The sequence below is a fragment of the Chryseobacterium gambrini genome (assembly GCF_027920505.1).
Classification (GTDB): Bacteria; Bacteroidota; Bacteroidia; order Flavobacteriales; family Weeksellaceae; genus Chryseobacterium; species Chryseobacterium gambrini.
Map to the genome: position 1 here is coordinate 1,750,368 of NZ_CP115857.1, position 20,640 is coordinate 1,771,007.

The following is a 20,640-nucleotide window of genomic DNA, read 5'->3' on the forward strand; positions in this document are numbered from 1 at the left end:
TTATTATTTATTTCTTTGAAAATTAATAGTTGAATAAAGCTTTACCTTCCATTAATTCATTTACTTTTTTTCTTACCGAAGAAATTACTTCTTCATTTTTGATATTGTCTACCACATCCGAAATCAATCCTGCAATGGTATCCATATCATTCTCCTTCAGACCTCTTGTCGTAATAGCAGCCGTTCCTAATCTGATTCCTGAAGTGGTGAATGGTGATTTATCATCAAAAGGAACCATATTTTTGTTACAGGTAATGTCTGCAAGAACCAAAGCTTTCTCTGTTTCCTTACCGTTTACATTTTTATTTCTAAGATCTACCAACATTAAGTGGTTGTCTGTTCCACCGCTTACAATATCAAATCCTCTGTCGATCATTGCTTTTGCCAAAGCCTGTGCATTAGCCTGAACCTGCTTCGCGTATGTTAAGAACTGATCGTCCAAAGCTTCTCCGAAAGCAACTGCTTTACCCGCAATAACGTGTTCCAGCGGACCTCCCTGAATTCCCGGGAAAACAGCTCCGTCCAGAACCTGACTCATCATCTTAGTTTCTCCTTTTGGCGTTTTATGACCATACGTATTTTCAAAATCTTTCCCCATCATGATCATCCCTCCTCTTGGTCCTCTCAACGTTTTGTGAGTGGTTGTGGTTACTACATGACAGTGTTCAAAAGGATTATTTAAAAGACCTTTTGCCACCAAACCGGCAGGATGAGCAATATCTGCCCAAAGTGTAGCTCCGATTTCGTCTGCAACTTCTCTGAATTTTGCATAATCCAGATCTCTTGAATATGCAGAGAAACCGGCAATAAGCATTTTAGGTTTTTCTCTTAAAGCCACTTCTCTCATCTGATCGTAATCGATAAGACCTGTTTCTTTCTGAACTCCGTAAGAAACCACATCATACTGAATTCCTGAGAAATTAACCGAAGAACCGTGCGTAAGGTGACCTCCCATGGAAAGATCCATCCCCATTATTTTATCTCCGGGTTTCAAAACTGCCAAGTAAACTGCCGCATTCGCCTGAGATCCGGAATGTGGCTGAACATTTGCATACTCTACACCGAAAAGCTCTTTAGCTCTATTGATCGCCAGAGTTTCAACCTCGTCTACGACTTCACAACCTCCGTAATATCTTTTTCCGGGATATCCTTCAGCATATTTATTAGTCAATACGCTTCCCATAGCTTTCATTACATTATCAGAAACAAAGTTTTCCGATGCAATCATCTCAATGCCATGAGTTTGTCTTTGTCTTTCTTTTTCAATCAGGTCGAAAATAATGTCCATTTTACTTTTAGTTTTAGAAATTTTTCATGCCAAAAGTACGAAATTTTCACCGAGATTTCAGCATCCGGAATAATGATTTTAAAACTGATTTTCAACTACAGATTACTCTGTTTATGTTTTAAATATAAACTTGCCTTCACCAGAAGAATAAGAACCGGAACTTCTACCAAAGGACCGATAACTCCTACAAAAGCCTGTGCAGAATGAATTCCGAAAACAGCAATACTTACTGCGATAGCCAGTTCGAAATTATTTCCGGTAGCTGTAAAAGCAATTGCAACATTCTTATCATAAGGAACTTTCATCATTTTATTCATCAGAAAACTGATAAAAAACATAATAATAAAGTAAAAAATCAGCGGAACCGCCACTTTCACCACATCCATCGGAAGCTCCAGAATCTGATCCCCTTTAAGACTGAACATCAGCACAATCGTAAATAACAAAGCATACAAAGTAATCGGAGAAATTGCCGGAATAAATTTCCTGTTGTACCAGTCCTTTCCTTTAAATGTTATAAGAAGATAGCGAGATAAAAATCCGGCCAGAAACGGAATTCCAAGATAGATCAGTACACTTTCCGTGACCTCTCGCATCGGCACGGAAATACTGAAATTTCCAAGACCTAATCTCTGAGGAAGCACATTAATGAAAAGCCATGCAAAAAAACTGTAGGAAAAAATCTGAAAAACACTGTTCAATGCTACCAAAAGAGCAGCATATTCGCGATTTCCTCTTGCGAGATCGTTCCAGACAATTACCATGGCGATGCATCTTGCCAAACCAATCAGGATAAGACCGATCATGTAATCCGGTTCGTTTTTAAGAAAAATTACTGCCAGAACAAACATTAAAACAGGTCCCACAATCCAGTTTAAAAACAGAGAAACTGAGATTACTTTTTTATCTTTAAAAGCCTGTGGAAGGAGACTGTAATCTACTTTTGCCAAAGGAGGATACATCATGAGAACTAATCCGACAGCCAAAGGAATATTTGTAGTTCCCGAAGAAACAGATTGTGTAACCCGGGAAATTTCAGGAAAAAAGTAACCCAAAGAAACGCCGACAATCATTGCCAGAAAGATCCAGAGCGTTAAATATCTGTCTAAAAACTTTAATTTAGGATTCATCTACAATCTATTTGAGAAAATACATAAAACATTTCTGAAGCAATCTCCAAACTTCTTTTTTCATAAACCTCAGTTTGTTGGGGAGTGTTATCCGAAACTTTAGGATCTTCGAAAGTAAGCGGAACTCTTTTTTCGGCTCCGGGAATAAACGGACACCCTTCGTCGGCAGAAGAACAGGTCATTATAGCGGCAAAACTACATTCAGGATTAAACGGATCATCGTATTTTTTGGAAAAACCAATCAAAGGCAATGTATTTTCATCAAATTTTATGGCATATACAGGATTTTTAGTTTCACTTAATTTCCAGACCTCAAAACCTGCATCAGATAAAGTTTCTGCAATTTTCGGAAACAGTTCGGTAACTTCCGTTCCTCCCGAATAACATTGTACATTCGGGATTTCATAATAATGTGCTGCAACCTGTGCCCAAATCTGTGACAAATGGCTTCTGCGCGAATTGTGAGTACAGATAAAATTGAGGCGCACTTCTTTATTCTCTCCCGTTTTTTGCTGAATATAGTCAGTGAGACTTTTTAAAACCACTTTTCGCTCTTCGCTGATTTTTTGCTGAAGAACTTTTTCTAGGTAAACAGATAATTTCGGATTCATACAGTTACTTTAAATTAACAGCATCCCGAGTTCGGAGCGCATTGAGATGTTTTATGACCAAGCTCTTTCAGACTTAATTTTTCCTTTTCCTGCGGAATTCCACATGAATCCTGCGCAAGACAGGCAGTCTTTTTATTTTTAAGGATAAAATGTTTTCCATTAAATTCAAGGTCATACTTACCAATCGTTGTATCCTGATATTCCACTTCAATCTCTGAATTTCTAATTCCCAGTTTCTCTTCCGAAAGCTGAATAATATGAAGAAGTTTCCTCGGCTTAAGACGATGCTCATCATCTTCTGCATTCCAAAGCTGAAAATTAACTTTTTCTTCTTTTCTGATGGTTCCACCACAATCGATAAAATTTTTGCTTACCATCCCTATTTCTGTTACATGAAAATGTTCCGGTACAAAAGTTCCGTTTTCCAACTGAAATTCAACATTATCCAACGTTGGAAGGATATTTTTGATCTGTTCAAGGGTCATATTTTTCTTTTTAATTGTTTAAAAAATTATAATTAATCATATATTACAATATCGCAATATTACGATAATTGAAGACAAAAAAATTTAACAGCACTTTTGCTTTTTAACAGTAGAAATTACTTTTGAAAAAAATAAATTCAGTACCTCAAATGCATTCTCATCAATACAGTAACAGATAGAATTTCCTTCTATATTTCCTTTGATGAGTCCGGCATTTTTTAATTCCTTCAGATGTTGGGAAACTGTAGGCTGTGCCAAAGGAAGCTCATTGACTATATCTCCGCAGATGCACTCATTTACCTTCAGCAAATATTCAATGATAGCGATTCTCGCAGGATGCCCTAAAGCTTTTGCAATGGTAGCAATTCTGTTTTGTTCATCTGTAAAAAAATCTGTTTTTGTAGCTCCCATATTTAAACTATATCGCAATATTACGATAAATAATTTTCATTGACAATATTTTAAAAAAAAATTCTAAAAATCTGAGAAGAATTATTAATTATATGAGACTTATTTGATATTCTGAAAGTCATAAGGCTTTGTAATGAAATCAACGAACAGCAAATCCATAACGAAGAATTTCATCTTGTACTCGAATTATTTTTTGAGACCAATAAATGACTCTTTCCATCTTATCAGAAAAATCCTTTTCAGATGAATTCTGATAAACACTTTGATAATTCTTATACATTTCCAACCTATCCATTAAATATTCTTTATAATCTTTCAGATTTTGCGGAATATAACCTGGCCCTTCACAACCACAAGAATGAAAAACTTTCCCGATTCTGTAAAGACTTTCAACAATTTTCCATTCTTTAGCAGCGCTTTTCTTTGGTGCTTTAAAATCCAGTCCTAAATCTGCCATCAAACTTGAACATTCAGGACATTTTATCTCGCGATTTTCTATTTCTGAAATTACTTTTTCTAACTGATCATGCTCTTTTTTTACAAAAATTCGTGAGACATTTCGAATATTGACTCCTCTAATTTTATTAAAATATTTATCTTTTCTGACCCTTTCTAAAATATCAGAAGAATGAGTCTGCTTAAAAGATTTTCTACATCTGAAACATACAAAATGAGATTTATATGTTTTTCCTGCGTATCTGCACATATACACTGGTTTAATTCTAATTCAAATATATTGCTAGTTAGCCAAATCAACAAGTAACACCATATAAAAATATATACGCTTTATAACAATTTGTTTTCTCAAACCCAGATCATATTTTCAGGAGCTTTATCCCGCTATCCACTCTTACTCCTCGCGCCCTGCTTCCCGGGTTAGTGCCCTCACTTTTCCTGTTCCCGCTGCGGGGTAACCGTTTCTATCGCGGCTAGGAATGGCAAACAATATTGATGATTGATGAATGATGAATGATTACATTCTCCGGCTTCTTTACTTTTCTCTTGTTACTTCTTACTTCTTACTTTTTACTTTTTACTTTTTACTTTGTTCTATTTCCTTTTCTCCTGGTTCTTTTTACTTTTCCCTTGTTTCTTTTTACTTTTCCCTTGCTTCTTTCCTTTGATAAGGGATAGATTAAGATGAGAGATGGAGAGTTGTAGCCAAAAAAAAAGTCTCATAGAATTTAATCTATGAGACTTTTAAATAAAAACTGGCGGCGACCTACTCTCCCGCTTTCGCAGTACCATCGGCGCTGGTGGGCTTAACTTCTGTGTTCGGAATGGGAACAGGTGAGCCCCACCGCTAAAACCACCCTAAAGGTTGTATATAGCTGTTGGCTATTGGCTTATTGCCATTGGCCATTAGCTTTTTATCGGTAAATTTCATCACAAAGGCAAAACCAGTGTTGCACTTATAAATACTTAAGCTAAGTTATGATAAGCATGATTGCTCATTACCTATTACTCATTACTTATGAATAGGCTATAAATCTACGGGTAATTAGTACTACTCGGCTATGCTGTTACCAACTTTACACCTGTAGCCTATCAACGTGGTCATCTCCCACGACCCTTAAAAGATGTCTCATCTTGAGGCGAGTTTCGCACTTATATGCTTTCAGTGCTTATCTCTTCCAAACATAGCTACTCAGCGGTGCACCTGGCGGTACAACTGATACACCAGAGGTTTGTTCAATTCGGTCCTCTCGTACTAGAATCAAGCCCTCTCAAACATCTAACGCCCGCAATAGATAGAGACCGAACTGTCTCACGACGTTCTGAACCCAGCTCGCGTGCCACTTTAATGGGCGAACAGCCCAACCCTTGGGACCTTCTCCAGCCCCAGGATGTGACGAGCCGACATCGAGGTGCCGAACCTCCCCGTCGATGTGAGCTCTTGGGGGAGACTAGCCTGTTATCCCCGGAGTACCTTTTATCCTATGAGCGATGGCCCTTCCATACGGAACCACCGGATCACTATGTCCTGCTTTCGCACCTGATCGACTTGTTGGTCTCACAGTCAAGCACCCTTATGCCATTACACTCTACGCACGGTTACCAAGCGTGCTGAGGGTACCTTTGAAAGCCTCCGTTACTCTTTTGGAGGCGACCACCCCAGTCAAACTACCCACCACGCAATGTCCTTCTGAAAGAAGTTAGGCTCCAAGTAAGTAAAGGGTGGTATTTCAACGTTGACTCCACAAACACTAGCGTGCCTGCTTCAAAGTCTCCCACCTATCCTACACATTACTTACTCAAAGTCAATACGAAGTTATAGTAAAGGTTCACAGGGTCTTTTCGTCCCATTGCGGGTAATCGGCATCTTCACCGATACTACAATTTCACCGAGCTCGTGGCTGAGACAGTGCCCAGATCGTTACACCATTCGTGCAGGTCGGAACTTACCCGACAAGGAATTTCGCTACCTTAGGACCGTTATAGTTACGGCCGCCGTTTACTGGGGCTTCAGTCAAACGCTTCGCTTACGCTAACGCCCTTCCTTAACCTTCCAGCACCGGGCAGGTGTCAGACCCTATACAGCATCTTTCGATTTAGCAGAGTCCTGTGTTTTTGATAAACAGTCGCCTGGGCCTCTTCACTGCGGCCAACATTGCTGTTGGCGTCTCTTCTTCCGAAGTTACGAGACTATTTTGCCTAGTTCCTTAGCCACGACTCACTCGAGCACCTTAGGATTCTCTCCTCGACCACCTGTGTCGGTTTTGGTACGGGTTGCTTCACTTCGGCTTTTCTTGGATCCGATTTCACTATAACAGCTTCGCCCGAAGGCTAGGCCTTGACACTTCCGTCCGTCTTCAATAGCTACGTCGAACCGTCCCCTTTTTAGTGTGAGCAAGTATGGGAATATTAACCCATTGTCCATCCACTACCCCTTTCGGGTTCGCGTTAGGTCCCGACTAACCCTCAGCTGATTAGCATGGCTGAGGAAACCTTAGTCTTTCGGTGAGGGGGTTTCTCGCCCCCTTTATCGTTACTTATGCCTACATTTTCTTTTCTATAAGCTCCACAATACCTCACGATACTGCTTCTGCGCCGATAGAATGCTCTCCTACCAGATATAATTAATTATAAATCCATAGCTTCGGTATTCTGTTTATGCCCGATTATTATCCATGCCGGACCGCTCGACTAGTGAGCTGTTACGCACTCTTTAAATGAATGGCTGCTTCCAAGCCAACATCCTAGCTGTCAATGCAGTCCAACCGCGTTGCTTCAACTTAACAGAAATTTGGGGACCTTAGCTGTTGGTCTGGGTTCTTTCCCTCTCGGACATGGACCTTAGCACCCATGCCCTCACTGCCGTAGAACATTTATTAGCATTCGGAGTTTGTCAGGAATTGGTAGGCGGTGAAACCCCCGCATCCAATCAGTAGCTCTACCTCTAATAAACTTATATACGACGCTGCACCTAAATGCATTTCGGAGAGTACGAGCTATCTCCCAGTTTGATTGGCCTTTCACCCCTACCCACAGGTCATCCGAAGACTTTTCAACGTCAATAGGTTCGGTCCTCCACTTTGTGTTACCAAAGCTTCAACCTGCCCATGGGTAGATCACAAGGTTTCGCGTCTAATCCTACTAACTATGCGCCCTATTCAGACTCGCTTTCGCTCCGGCTCCGGACCTGAAGTCCTTAACCTCGCTAGTAAAATTAACTCGTAGGCTCATTATGCAAAAGGCACGCCGTCACAGAATTAATCTGCTCCGACCGCTTGTAGGCGTACGGTTTCAGGTTCTATTTCACCCTTCTATTCGAAGTGCTTTTCACCTTTCCTTCACAGTACTTGTTCACTATCGGTCTTTCAGGAGTATTTAGCCTTGGAGGATGGTCCCCCCATATTCAGACAGGATTTCACGTGTCCCGCCCTACTCATTTATCATCTATGTATGCCTTTCAAATACGGGGCTATCACCCTCTATGGCTGTTCTTTCCAGAACATTCTTTTAAACATATAAAGACTTTTGGGCTAATCCGCTTTCGCTCGCCACTACTTACGGAATCTCTTCGATTTCTTTTCCTCAGGGTACTTAGATGTTTCAGTTCTCCTGGTTTGCTCCCATTGCTGGGTGACATGTCTTCAACATGCCGGGTTGCCCCATTCGGACATCTGCGGATCAATTCGTGTGTGCCAATCCCCGCAGCTTTTCGCAGCTTACCACGTCCTTCTTCGCCTCTGAAAGCCTAGGCATCCGCCATACGCCCTTAACGATTTCTTTCCTATTTTTAGGTTACTCAAGCACTTATAAGTGCTCGGTTTTCTCTTTGTGATGTCTTTACCGTTAATGTCAATGATCTTAATTTCTTCTCTTCTGTCTGATGAACAATTGTTGTTTTTGGCTCCAATCGTAACTTTTAAATCAAACTTCCAAAACTGTGGAGAATAAGGGAGTCGAACCCTTGACCTCCTGCGTGCAAGGCAGGCGCTCTAGCCAGCTGAGCTAATTCCCCCTCTAGGTGCTGTTGGCTTCTTGCTAATTGCTTCTGGATTTTTTGCCATAAGCCATAAGCGATTTGCCAGCCGCCTTAATTAGTAGTCTCGGGCAGGCTCGAACTGCCGACCTCTACATTATCAGTGTAGCGCTCTAACCAGCTGAGCTACGAGACTTTGTATGAGTAATGGGTGATGAGTAATAAGTAATATACCTTTCCCCTTCTTCATTTCTCAATCTCTTTCCCTTTTACTAATTTCTAGTGGGTTTTGTATTTATATATATTTATAAGTAATAAGTAATCGGTAATGAGTAATTTTTATCTCCCTCGCTTTTACACTTGGATCTTTTTACTTTTAACTTTTTACTTTACTTATAAACCAACCAAATAAAAAACTAAAGCTTTACTTTAAGTAAGTGCTTTGTGTATTGCTACACTAATTTTGTTTAACGTTCTTCAACGCTCTAAAATGAGATGTTCCAGCCGCACCTTCCGGTACGGCTACCTTGTTACGACTTAGCCCTAGTTACCTGTTTTACCCTAGGCAGCTCCTGTTACGGTCACCGACTTCAGGTACCCCAGACTTCCATGGCTTGACGGGCGGTGTGTACAAGGCCCGGGAACGTATTCACCGCGCCATGGCTGATGCGCGATTACTAGCGATTCCAGCTTCATAGAGTCGAGTTGCAGACTCCAATCCGAACTGAGACCTTTCGAGATTTGCATCACATCGCTGTGTAGCTGCCCTCTGTACCTACCATTGTATTACGTGTGTGGCCCAAGACGTAAGGGCCGTGATGATTTGACGTCATCCCCACCTTCCTCTCTACTTGCGTAGGCAGTCTCACTAGAGTCCCCAACTGAATGATGGCAACTAGTGACAGGGGTTGCGCTCGTTGCAGGACTTAACCTAACACCTCACGGCACGAGCTGACGACAACCATGCAGCACCTTGAAAATTGCCCGAAGGAGGATCTATTTCTAAATCTGTCAATTCCCATTTAAGTCTTGGTAAGGTTCCTCGCGTATCATCGAATTAAACCACATAATCCACCGCTTGTGCGGGCCCCCGTCAATTCCTTTGAGTTTCAAACTTGCGTTCGTACTCCCCAGGTGGCTAACTTATCACTTTCGCTTAGTCTCTGATTCCGAAAAACCAAAAACGAGTTAGCATCGTTTACGGCGTGGACTACCAGGGTATCTAATCCTGTTCGCTCCCCACGCTTTCGTCCATCAGCGTCAGTTAAGACATAGTAACCTGCCTTCGCAATTGGTGTTCTAAGTAATATCTATGCATTTCACCGCTACACTACTTATTCCAGCTACTTCTACCTTACTCAAGACCCGCAGTATCAATGGCAGTTTCATAGTTAAGCTATGAGATTTCACCACTGACTTACGGATCCGCCTACGGACCCTTTAAACCCAATAAATCCGGATAACGCTTGCACCCTCCGTATTACCGCGGCTGCTGGCACGGAGTTAGTAGTGCTTATTCGTACAGTACCTTCAGCTATTTACACGTAAATAGGTTTATCCCTGTACAAAAGAAGTTTACAACCCATAGGGCCGTCGTCCTTCACGCGGGATGGCTGGATCAGGCTCTCACCCATTGTCCAATATTCCTCACTGCTGCCTCCCGTAGGAGTCTGGTCCGTGTCTCAGTACCAGTGTGGGGGATCACCCTCTCAGGCCCCCTAAAGATCATTGACTTGGTGAGCCGTTACCTCACCAACTATCTAATCTTGCGCGTGCCCATCTCTATCCACCGGAGTTTTCAATAATAAGTGATGCCACTCAGTATATTATGGGGTATTAATCTCCCTTTCGAAAGGCTATCCCCCAGATAAAGGCAGGTTGCACACGTGTTCCGCACCCGTGCGCCGCTCTCAAGATTCCGAAGAATCTCTACCGCTCGGCTTGCATGTGTTAGGCCTCCCGCTAGCGTTCATCCTGAGCCAGGATCAAACTCTCCATTGTATGTTTGTCTGACTCACTCAAAGTTTTTAACGCTTTAGTTTTTCCTTACTTGGTTGTTATATTGTATGTCAATGATCTTCAAATCTTACGCTTCCTACAAAACTAATTCTCTGTCGTTTTCGTTTCGTATTTGCGAGTGCAAAAGTAATACTTTATTTTATTCTGACCAAATGTTTTTGAAGAAAATTTTAAAGTTTTTTTTACTAACCTTAACCCCTCTCTGCCATTCAATCTCTAACTCCTGCGATTCCCCGTTTAGGGACTGCAAAGATACAAATCTTTTTATTCTGAGCAAGTTTTATTTTAAGTTTTTTCTAAATTAATTTAAAATAAAAATATCCCCGATCCGTATCCTTTTAATACCTTATAAAAGTATTATCCAGGCGTTTTTATTAAAGTATATCGCTTATCTAAAAGCTCGTCTCCGCTTACTGATCCTATTTCGTTTTTCAGTGCCGCAAAGATAGAAACTTTAAACATTACAAAACAAGTTTTGTTAACTTTAATTTCATCTTGCATTCATATTTGGCCATAAAACGCTGACCTGATGAGAGAATAATTTTATACTTTTTTAAACTAATGTTTGTTTTTTTGATGTGGAAGTGTTGTTAAAGGAAAGGTTGATAGGGATTTTTTGGGATAGTATTGAATAATTGAGGAGGAAAAAATGAGTTCACGGTAAAAAATTTAATCTTCATTAATTCAGTTTTGATCTTTTAGGGTGTTAAATGATTTAAATAAAAAAATAATTGAAGGTGTTTTTATTTTTAAAATACCGGAATATTTTAAGAGTAATTAAATTAATTGACTTATTCCTTTATTAATAAAGGCTTTGGACAGGCTTAGCTGACAATATTCAAATATTACGGTCAATTCGAGAGTCTCCCTGAGCTTGCCGGAGACTCTCCGTTAGAAAACCGTTTACTAATCGTAGTTCACAATGAGTTTGCTTAAACTTTTTATAATAAAAATATTCTTGTTGGAAAACGTAAAGGACGCAAGATTTTATTAGTTTCAAATCTTTAAGGTGCAGGAAAATCAAAGGATTGATGCTTATTTTATCGTAAATAAAATCTTTGTACCTTAAGATAAGGCTATATTTAATGAATATTTTGCATCTTTTCGATGGTTATAGCTATTAAGTTTAATATTAATTAAAGGATAAGTCAATAAATTAATTTGTTAGATTCTAAAAATAACGGGATGAATAAAATTAAGAACTGAGTATTTATTAGATCTGTTATTCATTAACATCTTAAAGGTTTTGAAGATGTTTAAGATTTGTTGGGGCAAAATAATTACTGATACTCTTATTAAAAAGAGAGTTTCTGTTTGCCTGGGTATTCTATACATTTTTGATGTATGAAGTAATTTTGCTTCTAGATTAATATTTAACCAGGATATTTTGAGATCGATCCAAGATTCCATTGTTTTGCAATGACAGAAAATAATTTTTTGTTTACTGCTATTGATGGGTAATGAGTAATGAGTAATGAGTAATGGGTAATGAAGATAATTGATAAATGATTATATCCTCCGGCTCCTTTACTTTTCTCCCGGTTCTTTTTACTTCTTACTTTTTACATTGTTCTATTTCCTTTTCTCCTGGTTCTTTTTACTTTTCCCTTGTTTCTTTCCTTTGATAAGGGATAGATTAAGATGAGAGAGGGAGAGTTGTAGCCAAAAAAAAGTCTCATAGAATTTAATCTATGAGACTTTTAAATAAAAACTGGCGGCGACCTACTCTCCCGCTTTCGCAGTACCATCGGCGCTGGTGGGCTTAACTTCTGTGTTCGGAATGGGAACAGGTGAGCCCCACCGCTAAAACCACCCTAAAGGTTGTATATAGCTGTTGGCTATTGGCTTATTGCCATTGGCCATTAGCTTTTTATCGGTAAATTTCATCACAAAGGCAAAACCAGTGTTGCACTTATAAATACTTAAGCTAAGTTATGATAAGCATGATTGCTCATTACCTATTACTCATTACTTATGAATAGGCTATAAATCTACGGGTAATTAGTACTACTCGGCTATGCTGTTACCAACTTTACACCTGTAGCCTATCAACGTGGTCATCTCCCACGACCCTTAAAAGATGTCTCATCTTGAGGCGAGTTTCGCACTTATATGCTTTCAGTGCTTATCTCTTCCAAACATAGCTACTCAGCGGTGCACCTGGCGGTACAACTGATACACCAGAGGTTTGTTCAATTCGGTCCTCTCGTACTAGAATCAAGCCCTCTCAAACATCTAACGCCCGCAATAGATAGAGACCGAACTGTCTCACGACGTTCTGAACCCAGCTCGCGTGCCACTTTAATGGGCGAACAGCCCAACCCTTGGGACCTTCTCCAGCCCCAGGATGTGACGAGCCGACATCGAGGTGCCGAACCTCCCCGTCGATGTGAGCTCTTGGGGGAGACTAGCCTGTTATCCCCGGAGTACCTTTTATCCTATGAGCGATGGCCCTTCCATACGGAACCACCGGATCACTATGTCCTGCTTTCGCACCTGATCGACTTGTTGGTCTCACAGTCAAGCACCCTTATGCCATTACACTCTACGCACGGTTACCAAGCGTGCTGAGGGTACCTTTGAAAGCCTCCGTTACTCTTTTGGAGGCGACCACCCCAGTCAAACTACCCACCACGCAATGTCCTTCTGAAAGAAGTTAGGCTCCAAGTAAGTAAAGGGTGGTATTTCAACGTTGACTCCACAAACACTAGCGTGCCTGCTTCAAAGTCTCCCACCTATCCTACACATTACTTACTCAAAGTCAATACGAAGTTATAGTAAAGGTTCACAGGGTCTTTTCGTCCCATTGCGGGTAATCGGCATCTTCACCGATACTACAATTTCACCGAGCTCGTGGCTGAGACAGTGCCCAGATCGTTACACCATTCGTGCAGGTCGGAACTTACCCGACAAGGAATTTCGCTACCTTAGGACCGTTATAGTTACGGCCGCCGTTTACTGGGGCTTCAGTCAAACGCTTCGCTTACGCTAACGCCCTTCCTTAACCTTCCAGCACCGGGCAGGTGTCAGACCCTATACAGCATCTTTCGATTTAGCAGAGTCCTGTGTTTTTGATAAACAGTCGCCTGGGCCTCTTCACTGCGGCCAACATTGCTGTTGGCGTCTCTTCTTCCGAAGTTACGAGACTATTTTGCCTAGTTCCTTAGCCACGACTCACTCGAGCACCTTAGGATTCTCTCCTCGACCACCTGTGTCGGTTTTGGTACGGGTTGCTTCACTTCGGCTTTTCTTGGATCCGATTTCACTATAACAGCTTCGCCCGAAGGCTAGGCCTTGACACTTCCGTCCGTCTTCAATAGCTACGTCGAACCGTCCCCTTTTTAGTGTGAGCAAGTATGGGAATATTAACCCATTGTCCATCCACTACCCCTTTCGGGTTCGCGTTAGGTCCCGACTAACCCTCAGCTGATTAGCATGGCTGAGGAAACCTTAGTCTTTCGGTGAGGGGGTTTCTCGCCCCCTTTATCGTTACTTATGCCTACATTTTCTTTTCTATAAGCTCCACAATACCTCACGATACTGCTTCTGCGCCGATAGAATGCTCTCCTACCAGATATAATTAATTATAAATCCATAGCTTCGGTATTCTGTTTATGCCCGATTATTATCCATGCCGGACCGCTCGACTAGTGAGCTGTTACGCACTCTTTAAATGAATGGCTGCTTCCAAGCCAACATCCTAGCTGTCAATGCAGTCCAACCGCGTTGCTTCAACTTAACAGAAATTTGGGGACCTTAGCTGTTGGTCTGGGTTCTTTCCCTCTCGGACATGGACCTTAGCACCCATGCCCTCACTGCCGTAGAACATTTATTAGCATTCGGAGTTTGTCAGGAATTGGTAGGCGGTGAAACCCCCGCATCCAATCAGTAGCTCTACCTCTAATAAACTTATATACGACGCTGCACCTAAATGCATTTCGGAGAGTACGAGCTATCTCCCAGTTTGATTGGCCTTTCACCCCTACCCACAGGTCATCCGAAGACTTTTCAACGTCAATAGGTTCGGTCCTCCACTTTGTGTTACCAAAGCTTCAACCTGCCCATGGGTAGATCACAAGGTTTCGCGTCTAATCCTACTAACTATGCGCCCTATTCAGACTCGCTTTCGCTCCGGCTCCGGACCTGAAGTCCTTAACCTCGCTAGTAAAATTAACTCGTAGGCTCATTATGCAAAAGGCACGCCGTCACAGAATTAATCTGCTCCGACCGCTTGTAGGCGTACGGTTTCAGGTTCTATTTCACCCTTCTATTCGAAGTGCTTTTCACCTTTCCTTCACAGTACTTGTTCACTATCGGTCTTTCAGGAGTATTTAGCCTTGGAGGATGGTCCCCCCATATTCAGACAGGATTTCACGTGTCCCGCCCTACTCATTTATCATCTATGTATGCCTTTCAAATACGGGGCTATCACCCTCTATGGCTGTTCTTTCCAGAACATTCTTTTAAACATATAAAGACTTTTGGGCTAATCCGCTTTCGCTCGCCACTACTTACGGAATCTCTTCGATTTCTTTTCCTCAGGGTACTTAGATGTTTCAGTTCTCCTGGTTTGCTCCCATTGCTGGGTGACATGTCTTCAACATGCCGGGTTGCCCCATTCGGACATCTGCGGATCAATTCGTGTGTGCCAATCCCCGCAGCTTTTCGCAGCTTACCACGTCCTTCTTCGCCTCTGAAAGCCTAGGCATCCGCCATACGCCCTTAACGATTTCTTTCCTATTTTTAGGTTACTCAAGCACTTATAAGTGCTCGGTTTTCTCTTTGTGATGTCTTTACCGTTAATGTCAATGATCTTAATTTCTTCTCTTCTGTCTGATGAACAATTGTTGTTTTTGGCTCCAATCGTAACTTTTAAATCAAACTTCCAAAACTGTGGAGAATAAGGGAGTCGAACCCTTGACCTCCTGCGTGCAAGGCAGGCGCTCTAGCCAGCTGAGCTAATTCCCCCTCTAGGTGCTGTTGGCTTCTTGCTAATTGCTTCTGGATTTTTTGCCATAAGCCATAAGCGATTTGCCAGCCGCCTTAATTAGTAGTCTCGGGCAGGCTCGAACTGCCGACCTCTACATTATCAGTGTAGCGCTCTAACCAGCTGAGCTACGAGACTTTGTTATGAGTGATGATTGATCAGTAATAATTGATATTATTCATACCGCATTACAATCTTTCATTTCTCAATCTCTTATCCCTTATACTAATTTCTAGTGGGTTTTTTTATTTATAATTGATAACCGATGTCTGATCAGTGATGGGTAGCATCATCTATCTTTTATCGCTTATCATTTATATATATCAACCAAATAAAAAACTAAAGCTTTACTTTAAGTAAGTACTTTGTGTATTGCTACACTAATTTTGTTTAACGTTCTTCAACGCTCTAAAATGAGATGTTCCAGCCGCACCTTCCGGTACGGCTACCTTGTTACGACTTAGCCCTAGTTACCTGTTTTACCCTAGGCAGCTCCTGTTACGGTCACCGACTTCAGGTACCCCAGACTTCCATGGCTTGACGGGCGGTGTGTACAAGGCCCGGGAACGTATTCACCGCGCCATGGCTGATGCGCGATTACTAGCGATTCCAGCTTCATAGAGTCGAGTTGCAGACTCCAATCCGAACTGAGACCGGCTTTCGAGATTTGCATCACATCGCTGTGTAGCTGCCCTCTGTACCTACCATTGTATTACGTGTGTGGCCCAAGACGTAAGGGCCGTGATGATTTGACGTCATCCCCACCTTCCTCTCTACTTGCGTAGGCAGTCTCACTAGAGTCCCCAACTGAATGATGGCAACTAGTGACAGGGGTTGCGCTCGTTGCAGGACTTAACCTAACACCTCACGGCACGAGCTGACGACAACCATGCAGCACCTTGAAAATTGCCCGAAGGAGGATCTATTTCTAAATCTGTCAATTCCCATTTAAGTCTTGGTAAGGTTCCTCGCGTATCATCGAATTAAACCACATAATCCACCGCTTGTGCGGGCCCCCGTCAATTCCTTTGAGTTTCAAACTTGCGTTCGTACTCCCCAGGTGGCTAACTTATCACTTTCGCTTAGTCTCTGATTCCGAAAAACCAAAAACGAGTTAGCATCGTTTACGGCGTGGACTACCAGGGTATCTAATCCTGTTCGCTCCCCACGCTTTCGTCCATCAGCGTCAGTTAAGACATAGTAACCTGCCTTCGCAATTGGTGTTCTAAGTAATATCTATGCATTTCACCGCTACACTACTTATTCCAGCTACTTCTACCTTACTCAAGACCCGCAGTATCAATGGCAGTTTCATAGTTAAGCTATGAGATTTCACCACTGACTTACGGATCCGCCTACGGACCCTTTAAACCCAATAAATCCGGATAACGCTTGCACCCTCCGTATTACCGCGGCTGCTGGCACGGAGTTAGTAGTGCTTATTCGTACAGTACCTTCAGCTATTTACACGTAAATAGGTTTATCCCTGTACAAAAGAAGTTTACAACCCATAGGGCCGTCGTCCTTCACGCGGGATGGCTGGATCAGGCTCTCACCCATTGTCCAATATTCCTCACTGCTGCCTCCCGTAGGAGTCTGGTCCGTGTCTCAGTACCAGTGTGGGGGATCACCCTCTCAGGCCCCCTAAAGATCATTGACTTGGTGAGCCGTTACCTCACCAACTATCTAATCTTGCGCGTGCCCATCTCTATCCACCGGAGTTTTCAATAATAAGTGATGCCACTCAGTATATTATGGGGTATTAATCTCCCTTTCGAAAGGCTATCCCCCAGATAAAGGCAGGTTGCACACGTGTTCCGCACCCGTGCGCCGCTCTCAAGATTCCGAAGAATCTCTACCGCTCGGCTTGCATGTGTTAGGCCTCCCGCTAGCGTTCATCCTGAGCCAGGATCAAACTCTCCATTGTATGTTTGTCTGACTCACTCAAAGTTTTTAACGCTTTAGTTTTTCCTTACTTGGTTGTTATATTGTATGTCAATGATCTTCCATTCTTTCGCGTCATACAAAACTAATTCTCTGTCGTTTTCGTTTCGTATTTGCGAGTGCAAAAGTAATACTTTATTTTATTCTGACCAAATGTTTTTGAAGAAAATTTTAAAGTTTTTTTACTAACCTTAACTCCTCTCTGCCATTCAATCTCTAACTCCTGCGCTTCCCCGTTTAGGGACTGCAAAGATACAAATCTTTTTATTCTGAGCAAGTTTTATTTTAAGTTTTTTCTAAATTAATTTAAAATAAAAATATCCCCGATCCGTATCCTTTTAATACCTTATAAAAAGTATTATCCAGGCATTTTATTAAAGTATATCGCTTATCTAAAAGCTCGTCTCCGCTTACTGATCCTCTTTCGTTTTTCAGTGCCGCAAAGATAGAGACTTTAAACATTACAAAACAAGTTTTGTTAACTTTAATTTCATCTTGCATTCATATTTGGGCATAACACGCTGACCTGATGAGAGAATAATTTTATACTTTTTTAAACTAATGTTTAAAATTTTAACCTAAGGCATTCTCATAAAGTGTAAAATGGAGAAAAATACGTATTATATATACATTACATCAGACTGCGTTTAGCTATGCTTAAAATTTATAGATGATAGTGACTCGATCCTTTTATATATAATAGTAATAATAAAAAATCCCGAGAAAGTTTCCCAGGATTTACAGTTTAAAAAATTTATAGTGTCAGTTTACTATTTTTTTGCTTTTTCTTTTAGTTCTTCTTTGTCTTTATCGGAAGGATTCCAAACTTTTACGTCTGCATTTTTATCAATTCCGGATAATATCTGAACATTGATTCCGTCACTTGCTCCCAACTTCACATACGCTTTCTTGAATTTACCGTCTTTCTGCTTTACCTCAACGAAAGGAAGATCTTTTCCATTTTTCTTTTCGTACTGTACTAAAGATTCATCCAAAAGCAAAGCGTTTTTCTGAGAGTTCAGAACAATTTCTCCGTTGGCAGAAAACCCAGCTCTGATGTATTCATTATTGGGATTGAAAACATCTCCTTCAACAGGAAATTTAATCGTACCGCTGTTATCTTTTCCTTTAGGTGCAATCATGGTTAATCTTCCCGGAAATGTTTTGTTCTGAAGTGCACCGATCACGATATTCATATCCATCCCCTGTTTTAATTTTCCAGCCTGAGCTTCATCAATTTCTCCCTGAAAGATCAAAGAGTTCAGATCTGCAATGGAACAGATGGTTGTTCCGGCGTTGAATGAGTTGGCTTCGATAACCTGACTTCCCATTTTCACGGGTACTTCAAGAACGGTTCCTGAAGCTTTTGAACGGATCTGGGTTGTTGCCAAACCTTGTAATTCTGGGGTAGATCCTGTTTTTGCGATCTGCAAAGCTTTCTGAGCGGTCACTAATTGCTGTTGTGCGTTTCTTAAAGCCTGTTGTGTAGAATACAACTGCTGCTGTGCATTCAGAAATTCCTGCTTGGAAGCGACTCCCTGCTTGTAAAGTCTTTCCTGCATTTCAAACTGTTTGCGCATATTATCCACATTCAGTTTTGCATTGCTGATCTGAAGCTGTTGATTATTAACATTTTGCTGTGCATTATTAACCTCAGAAAGATTCGGAACGATTCTTACGGTTGCAATTAGCTGCCCCACTTCCACTTTATCTCCTTCGTCTACCAAAATTTTATCTATAATTCCGGCAATATTGGGTTTGATTTCAATTTCTTCTTTAGGAACGATTTTTCCTGTTGCCATCACTTTATCTTCCATATTCTGAACAGAAGGTTTTCTGGTAAGGAAAGCCTCACTCTCTTTAGAATTGGACTTTACAAGATACCCGATCCCCGAGAACAGCGCCACTGCAAACAAAAGCCCCAAAATGATATAAATGGCTTTTTTCCAAGTGAATTTCTTTTTCATATATAGTTTATTTTTTATTTAAATTATTTTATTCAGTTCTTAAAGCTTCAATTGGTCTGATTTTAACAGCTCTCTGCGCGGGAATCATTCCGATAATTAATCCTAAAACCACCATCACTGCCATCGCGGCAAATACGTTTCCGTAGTTAACTGTAGGATTGTAGAACGGGAAGGAATCCTGTCCTTTTGTGGCAATATCGAGAATCATCAGAACAAAAATCCCGAAAATAAAGCCGAGCAATCCGGAAGAGAGTGTAATGACCACGCTTTCCAGAAGAATCTGGTTTCTTACTTCTGAAGGTTTTGCTCCTAAAGCTCTTCGGATCCCGATTTCCTTGGTTCTTTCTTTTACCGTAATTAAAAGAATGTTGGAAATTGCAATAACTCCGGCAAGAATGGTTAAAGTTCCCACAATAATGGTTAACAACTGCATTCCGGATAAGAAACCCGTCAGTTTTTTAAATTCTTTACCTAAATTAAAACTTCCGAAGGCATTGGTATCATCGGGCGAAACTTTATTTTTGGCTTTCAGCTCTAATTTTACTTTTTCTTCTACAGAGTTTACATCTACATTCGGTTTGCTTACAATCGCGAACATATCAATGTTATCTGCTGCGTTGTACATTTTTGTGTAAGTGGAAAGCGGAATAAAAACCGACTGATCGTTTTCAAAACCTCCGTTTTTCTTGATTCTGAATACTCCGATCACATTAAAGAAAATACCTTTTATATTAATGGATTTCCCCAAAGGATTTTCATTCTTTTTGGAATCGAAAAAGTTTTTGTAAATCTCTTCTCCTATTACCGCTACATTTTTATTTCCGGAAATATCGGCATCGTTGAGATATCTTCCGAAGATCAGTTTTTTTTCTGAAATTTTATTTCCTACCGGATAATCTCCCGTTAAAGAATACGTTCCGCTTTTTCCGTTTCTGGACATTAATTCTCCGGGTGTTCCGGTAAAGCTTCCTCTTGAGTTCTGAGGCGATATATAATCAATGTCGGTGATTTTTCTTTTTAAAATGTCGATATCCGAAAGTTTAAGATGCATCTGTCTTCCTTTCGGGAAACCGTCATAAGGAATGGAGGTATTCTGCGCCCAGAGGAAAATAGAATTGGTGGCAAAACCTGAAAACAGCTTATCGAAACCATTTTCCATTCCTTTTGCAGCACCCAGCAAACTTACATACAAAAACATACCCCAACCTACTCCAATCATGGTAAGGAAGGTACGAAGCTTATTATTTCTCAAGGAATAATAAATTTCCTGCCAAGTATCTTTTTTAAATATAATGTTCATTTGTTAATGTCTGTTTCTTTTAATAATGTCAATAGCTAAATTCACTTGCTAAACAAAATTCACCATTTA

General features: G+C 41.0%; 8 protein-coding genes, 4 tRNA genes and 6 rRNA genes. All 18 read right to left on the bottom strand.

What is annotated here, in order from left to right:
- Positions 1-22: 22 nt before the first annotated feature.
- A complete protein-coding gene (gene glyA, locus PFY09_RS07815; RefSeq protein ID WP_087709358.1) occupies positions 23-1,288 on the bottom strand; it encodes a serine hydroxymethyltransferase in 1,266 nt (421 codons plus the stop codon).
- Positions 1,289-1,383: 95 nt separating this feature from the next.
- Positions 1,384-2,418, bottom strand: coding sequence for an ACR3 family arsenite efflux transporter (gene arsB, locus PFY09_RS07820; protein ID WP_271162044.1), 1,035 nt, complete (start codon positions 2,416-2,418; stop codon positions 1,384-1,386).
- On the bottom strand, positions 2,415-3,029 hold the full coding sequence (locus PFY09_RS07825) for an arsenate-mycothiol transferase ArsC (protein ID WP_271162045.1): 615 nt from the start codon (positions 3,027-3,029) through the stop codon (positions 2,415-2,417). Before PFY09_RS07825 ends, arsB begins: the two co-directional genes overlap by 4 nt.
- Before the next feature lie 14 nt (positions 3,030-3,043).
- Positions 3,044-3,514, bottom strand: coding sequence for a DUF6428 family protein (locus PFY09_RS07830; protein WP_271162046.1), 471 nt, complete (start codon positions 3,512-3,514; stop codon positions 3,044-3,046).
- Positions 3,515-3,598: 84 nt separating this feature from the next.
- Positions 3,599-3,925 (bottom strand): ArsR/SmtB family transcription factor, encoded by a 327-nt coding sequence (locus PFY09_RS07835; RefSeq protein ID WP_271162047.1) that lies wholly within the window; start codon positions 3,923-3,925, stop codon positions 3,599-3,601.
- Between the two features lie 139 nt (positions 3,926-4,064).
- Positions 4,065-4,631 (bottom strand): hypothetical protein, encoded by a 567-nt coding sequence (locus PFY09_RS07840; protein WP_271162048.1) that lies wholly within the window; start codon positions 4,629-4,631, stop codon positions 4,065-4,067.
- A 503-nt stretch (positions 4,632-5,134) separates the two neighbouring features.
- Positions 5,135-5,242, bottom strand: a 5S ribosomal RNA gene (rrf, locus tag PFY09_RS07845).
- Positions 5,243-5,406: 164 nt separating this feature from the next.
- Positions 5,407-8,161 (bottom strand): 23S ribosomal RNA (locus tag PFY09_RS07850).
- A 158-nt stretch (positions 8,162-8,319) separates the two neighbouring features.
- Positions 8,320-8,393 (bottom strand) — tRNA-Ala (locus tag PFY09_RS07855).
- Between the two features lie 83 nt (positions 8,394-8,476).
- Positions 8,477-8,550 (bottom strand) — tRNA-Ile (locus tag PFY09_RS07860).
- Positions 8,551-8,842: 292 nt separating this feature from the next.
- Positions 8,843-10,355 (bottom strand): 16S ribosomal RNA (locus tag PFY09_RS07865).
- A 1,727-nt stretch (positions 10,356-12,082) separates the two neighbouring features.
- Positions 12,083-12,190 (bottom strand): 5S ribosomal RNA (gene rrf / locus PFY09_RS07870).
- Between the two features lie 164 nt (positions 12,191-12,354).
- A 23S ribosomal RNA gene (locus tag PFY09_RS07875) occupies positions 12,355-15,109 on the bottom strand.
- Between the two features lie 158 nt (positions 15,110-15,267).
- Positions 15,268-15,341, bottom strand: a tRNA-Ala gene (locus PFY09_RS07880).
- Positions 15,342-15,424: 83 nt separating this feature from the next.
- Positions 15,425-15,498: transfer RNA gene (locus PFY09_RS07885), tRNA-Ile, on the bottom strand.
- 273 nt (positions 15,499-15,771) lie between these two features.
- Positions 15,772-17,287 (bottom strand): 16S ribosomal RNA (locus PFY09_RS07890).
- The 16S, 23S and 5S rRNA genes sit together here with 4 tRNA genes alongside, the layout of an rRNA operon.
- Before the next feature lie 787 nt (positions 17,288-18,074).
- On the bottom strand, positions 18,075-19,271 hold the full coding sequence (locus PFY09_RS07895; protein WP_076395962.1) for an efflux RND transporter periplasmic adaptor subunit: 1,197 nt from the start codon (positions 19,269-19,271) through the stop codon (positions 18,075-18,077).
- 28 nt (positions 19,272-19,299) lie between these two features.
- Positions 19,300-20,571, bottom strand: a complete 1,272-nt coding sequence (locus PFY09_RS07900) for an ABC transporter permease (protein WP_185209156.1) — start codon at positions 20,569-20,571, stop codon at positions 19,300-19,302.
- Positions 20,572-20,640: the final 69 nt, after the last annotated feature.

What these genes read in the sequence shown, in the direction of transcription:
- PFY09_RS07835 (WP_271162047.1), bottom strand. Translation starts at nt 3,925, where the DNA reads ATGGGAGCTACAAAAACAGATTTTTTTACAGATGAACAAAACAGAATT.
- arsB (WP_271162044.1), bottom strand. Translation starts at nt 2,418, where the DNA reads ATGAATCCTAAATTAAAGTTTTTAGACAGATATTTAACGCTCTGGATC.
- PFY09_RS07830 (WP_271162046.1), bottom strand. Translation starts at nt 3,514, where the DNA reads ATGACCCTTGAACAGATCAAAAATATCCTTCCAACGTTGGATAATGTT.
- PFY09_RS07895 (WP_076395962.1), bottom strand. Translation starts at nt 19,271, where the DNA reads ATGAAAAAGAAATTCACTTGGAAAAAAGCCATTTATATCATTTTGGGG.
- glyA (WP_087709358.1), bottom strand. Translation starts at nt 1,288, where the DNA reads ATGGACATTATTTTCGACCTGATTGAAAAAGAAAGACAAAGACAAACT.
- PFY09_RS07900 (WP_185209156.1), bottom strand. Translation starts at nt 20,571, where the DNA reads ATGAACATTATATTTAAAAAAGATACTTGGCAGGAAATTTATTATTCC.
- PFY09_RS07840 (WP_271162048.1), bottom strand. Translation starts at nt 4,631, where the DNA reads ATGTGCAGATACGCAGGAAAAACATATAAATCTCATTTTGTATGTTTC.
- PFY09_RS07825 (WP_271162045.1), bottom strand. Translation starts at nt 3,029, where the DNA reads ATGAATCCGAAATTATCTGTTTACCTAGAAAAAGTTCTTCAGCAAAAA.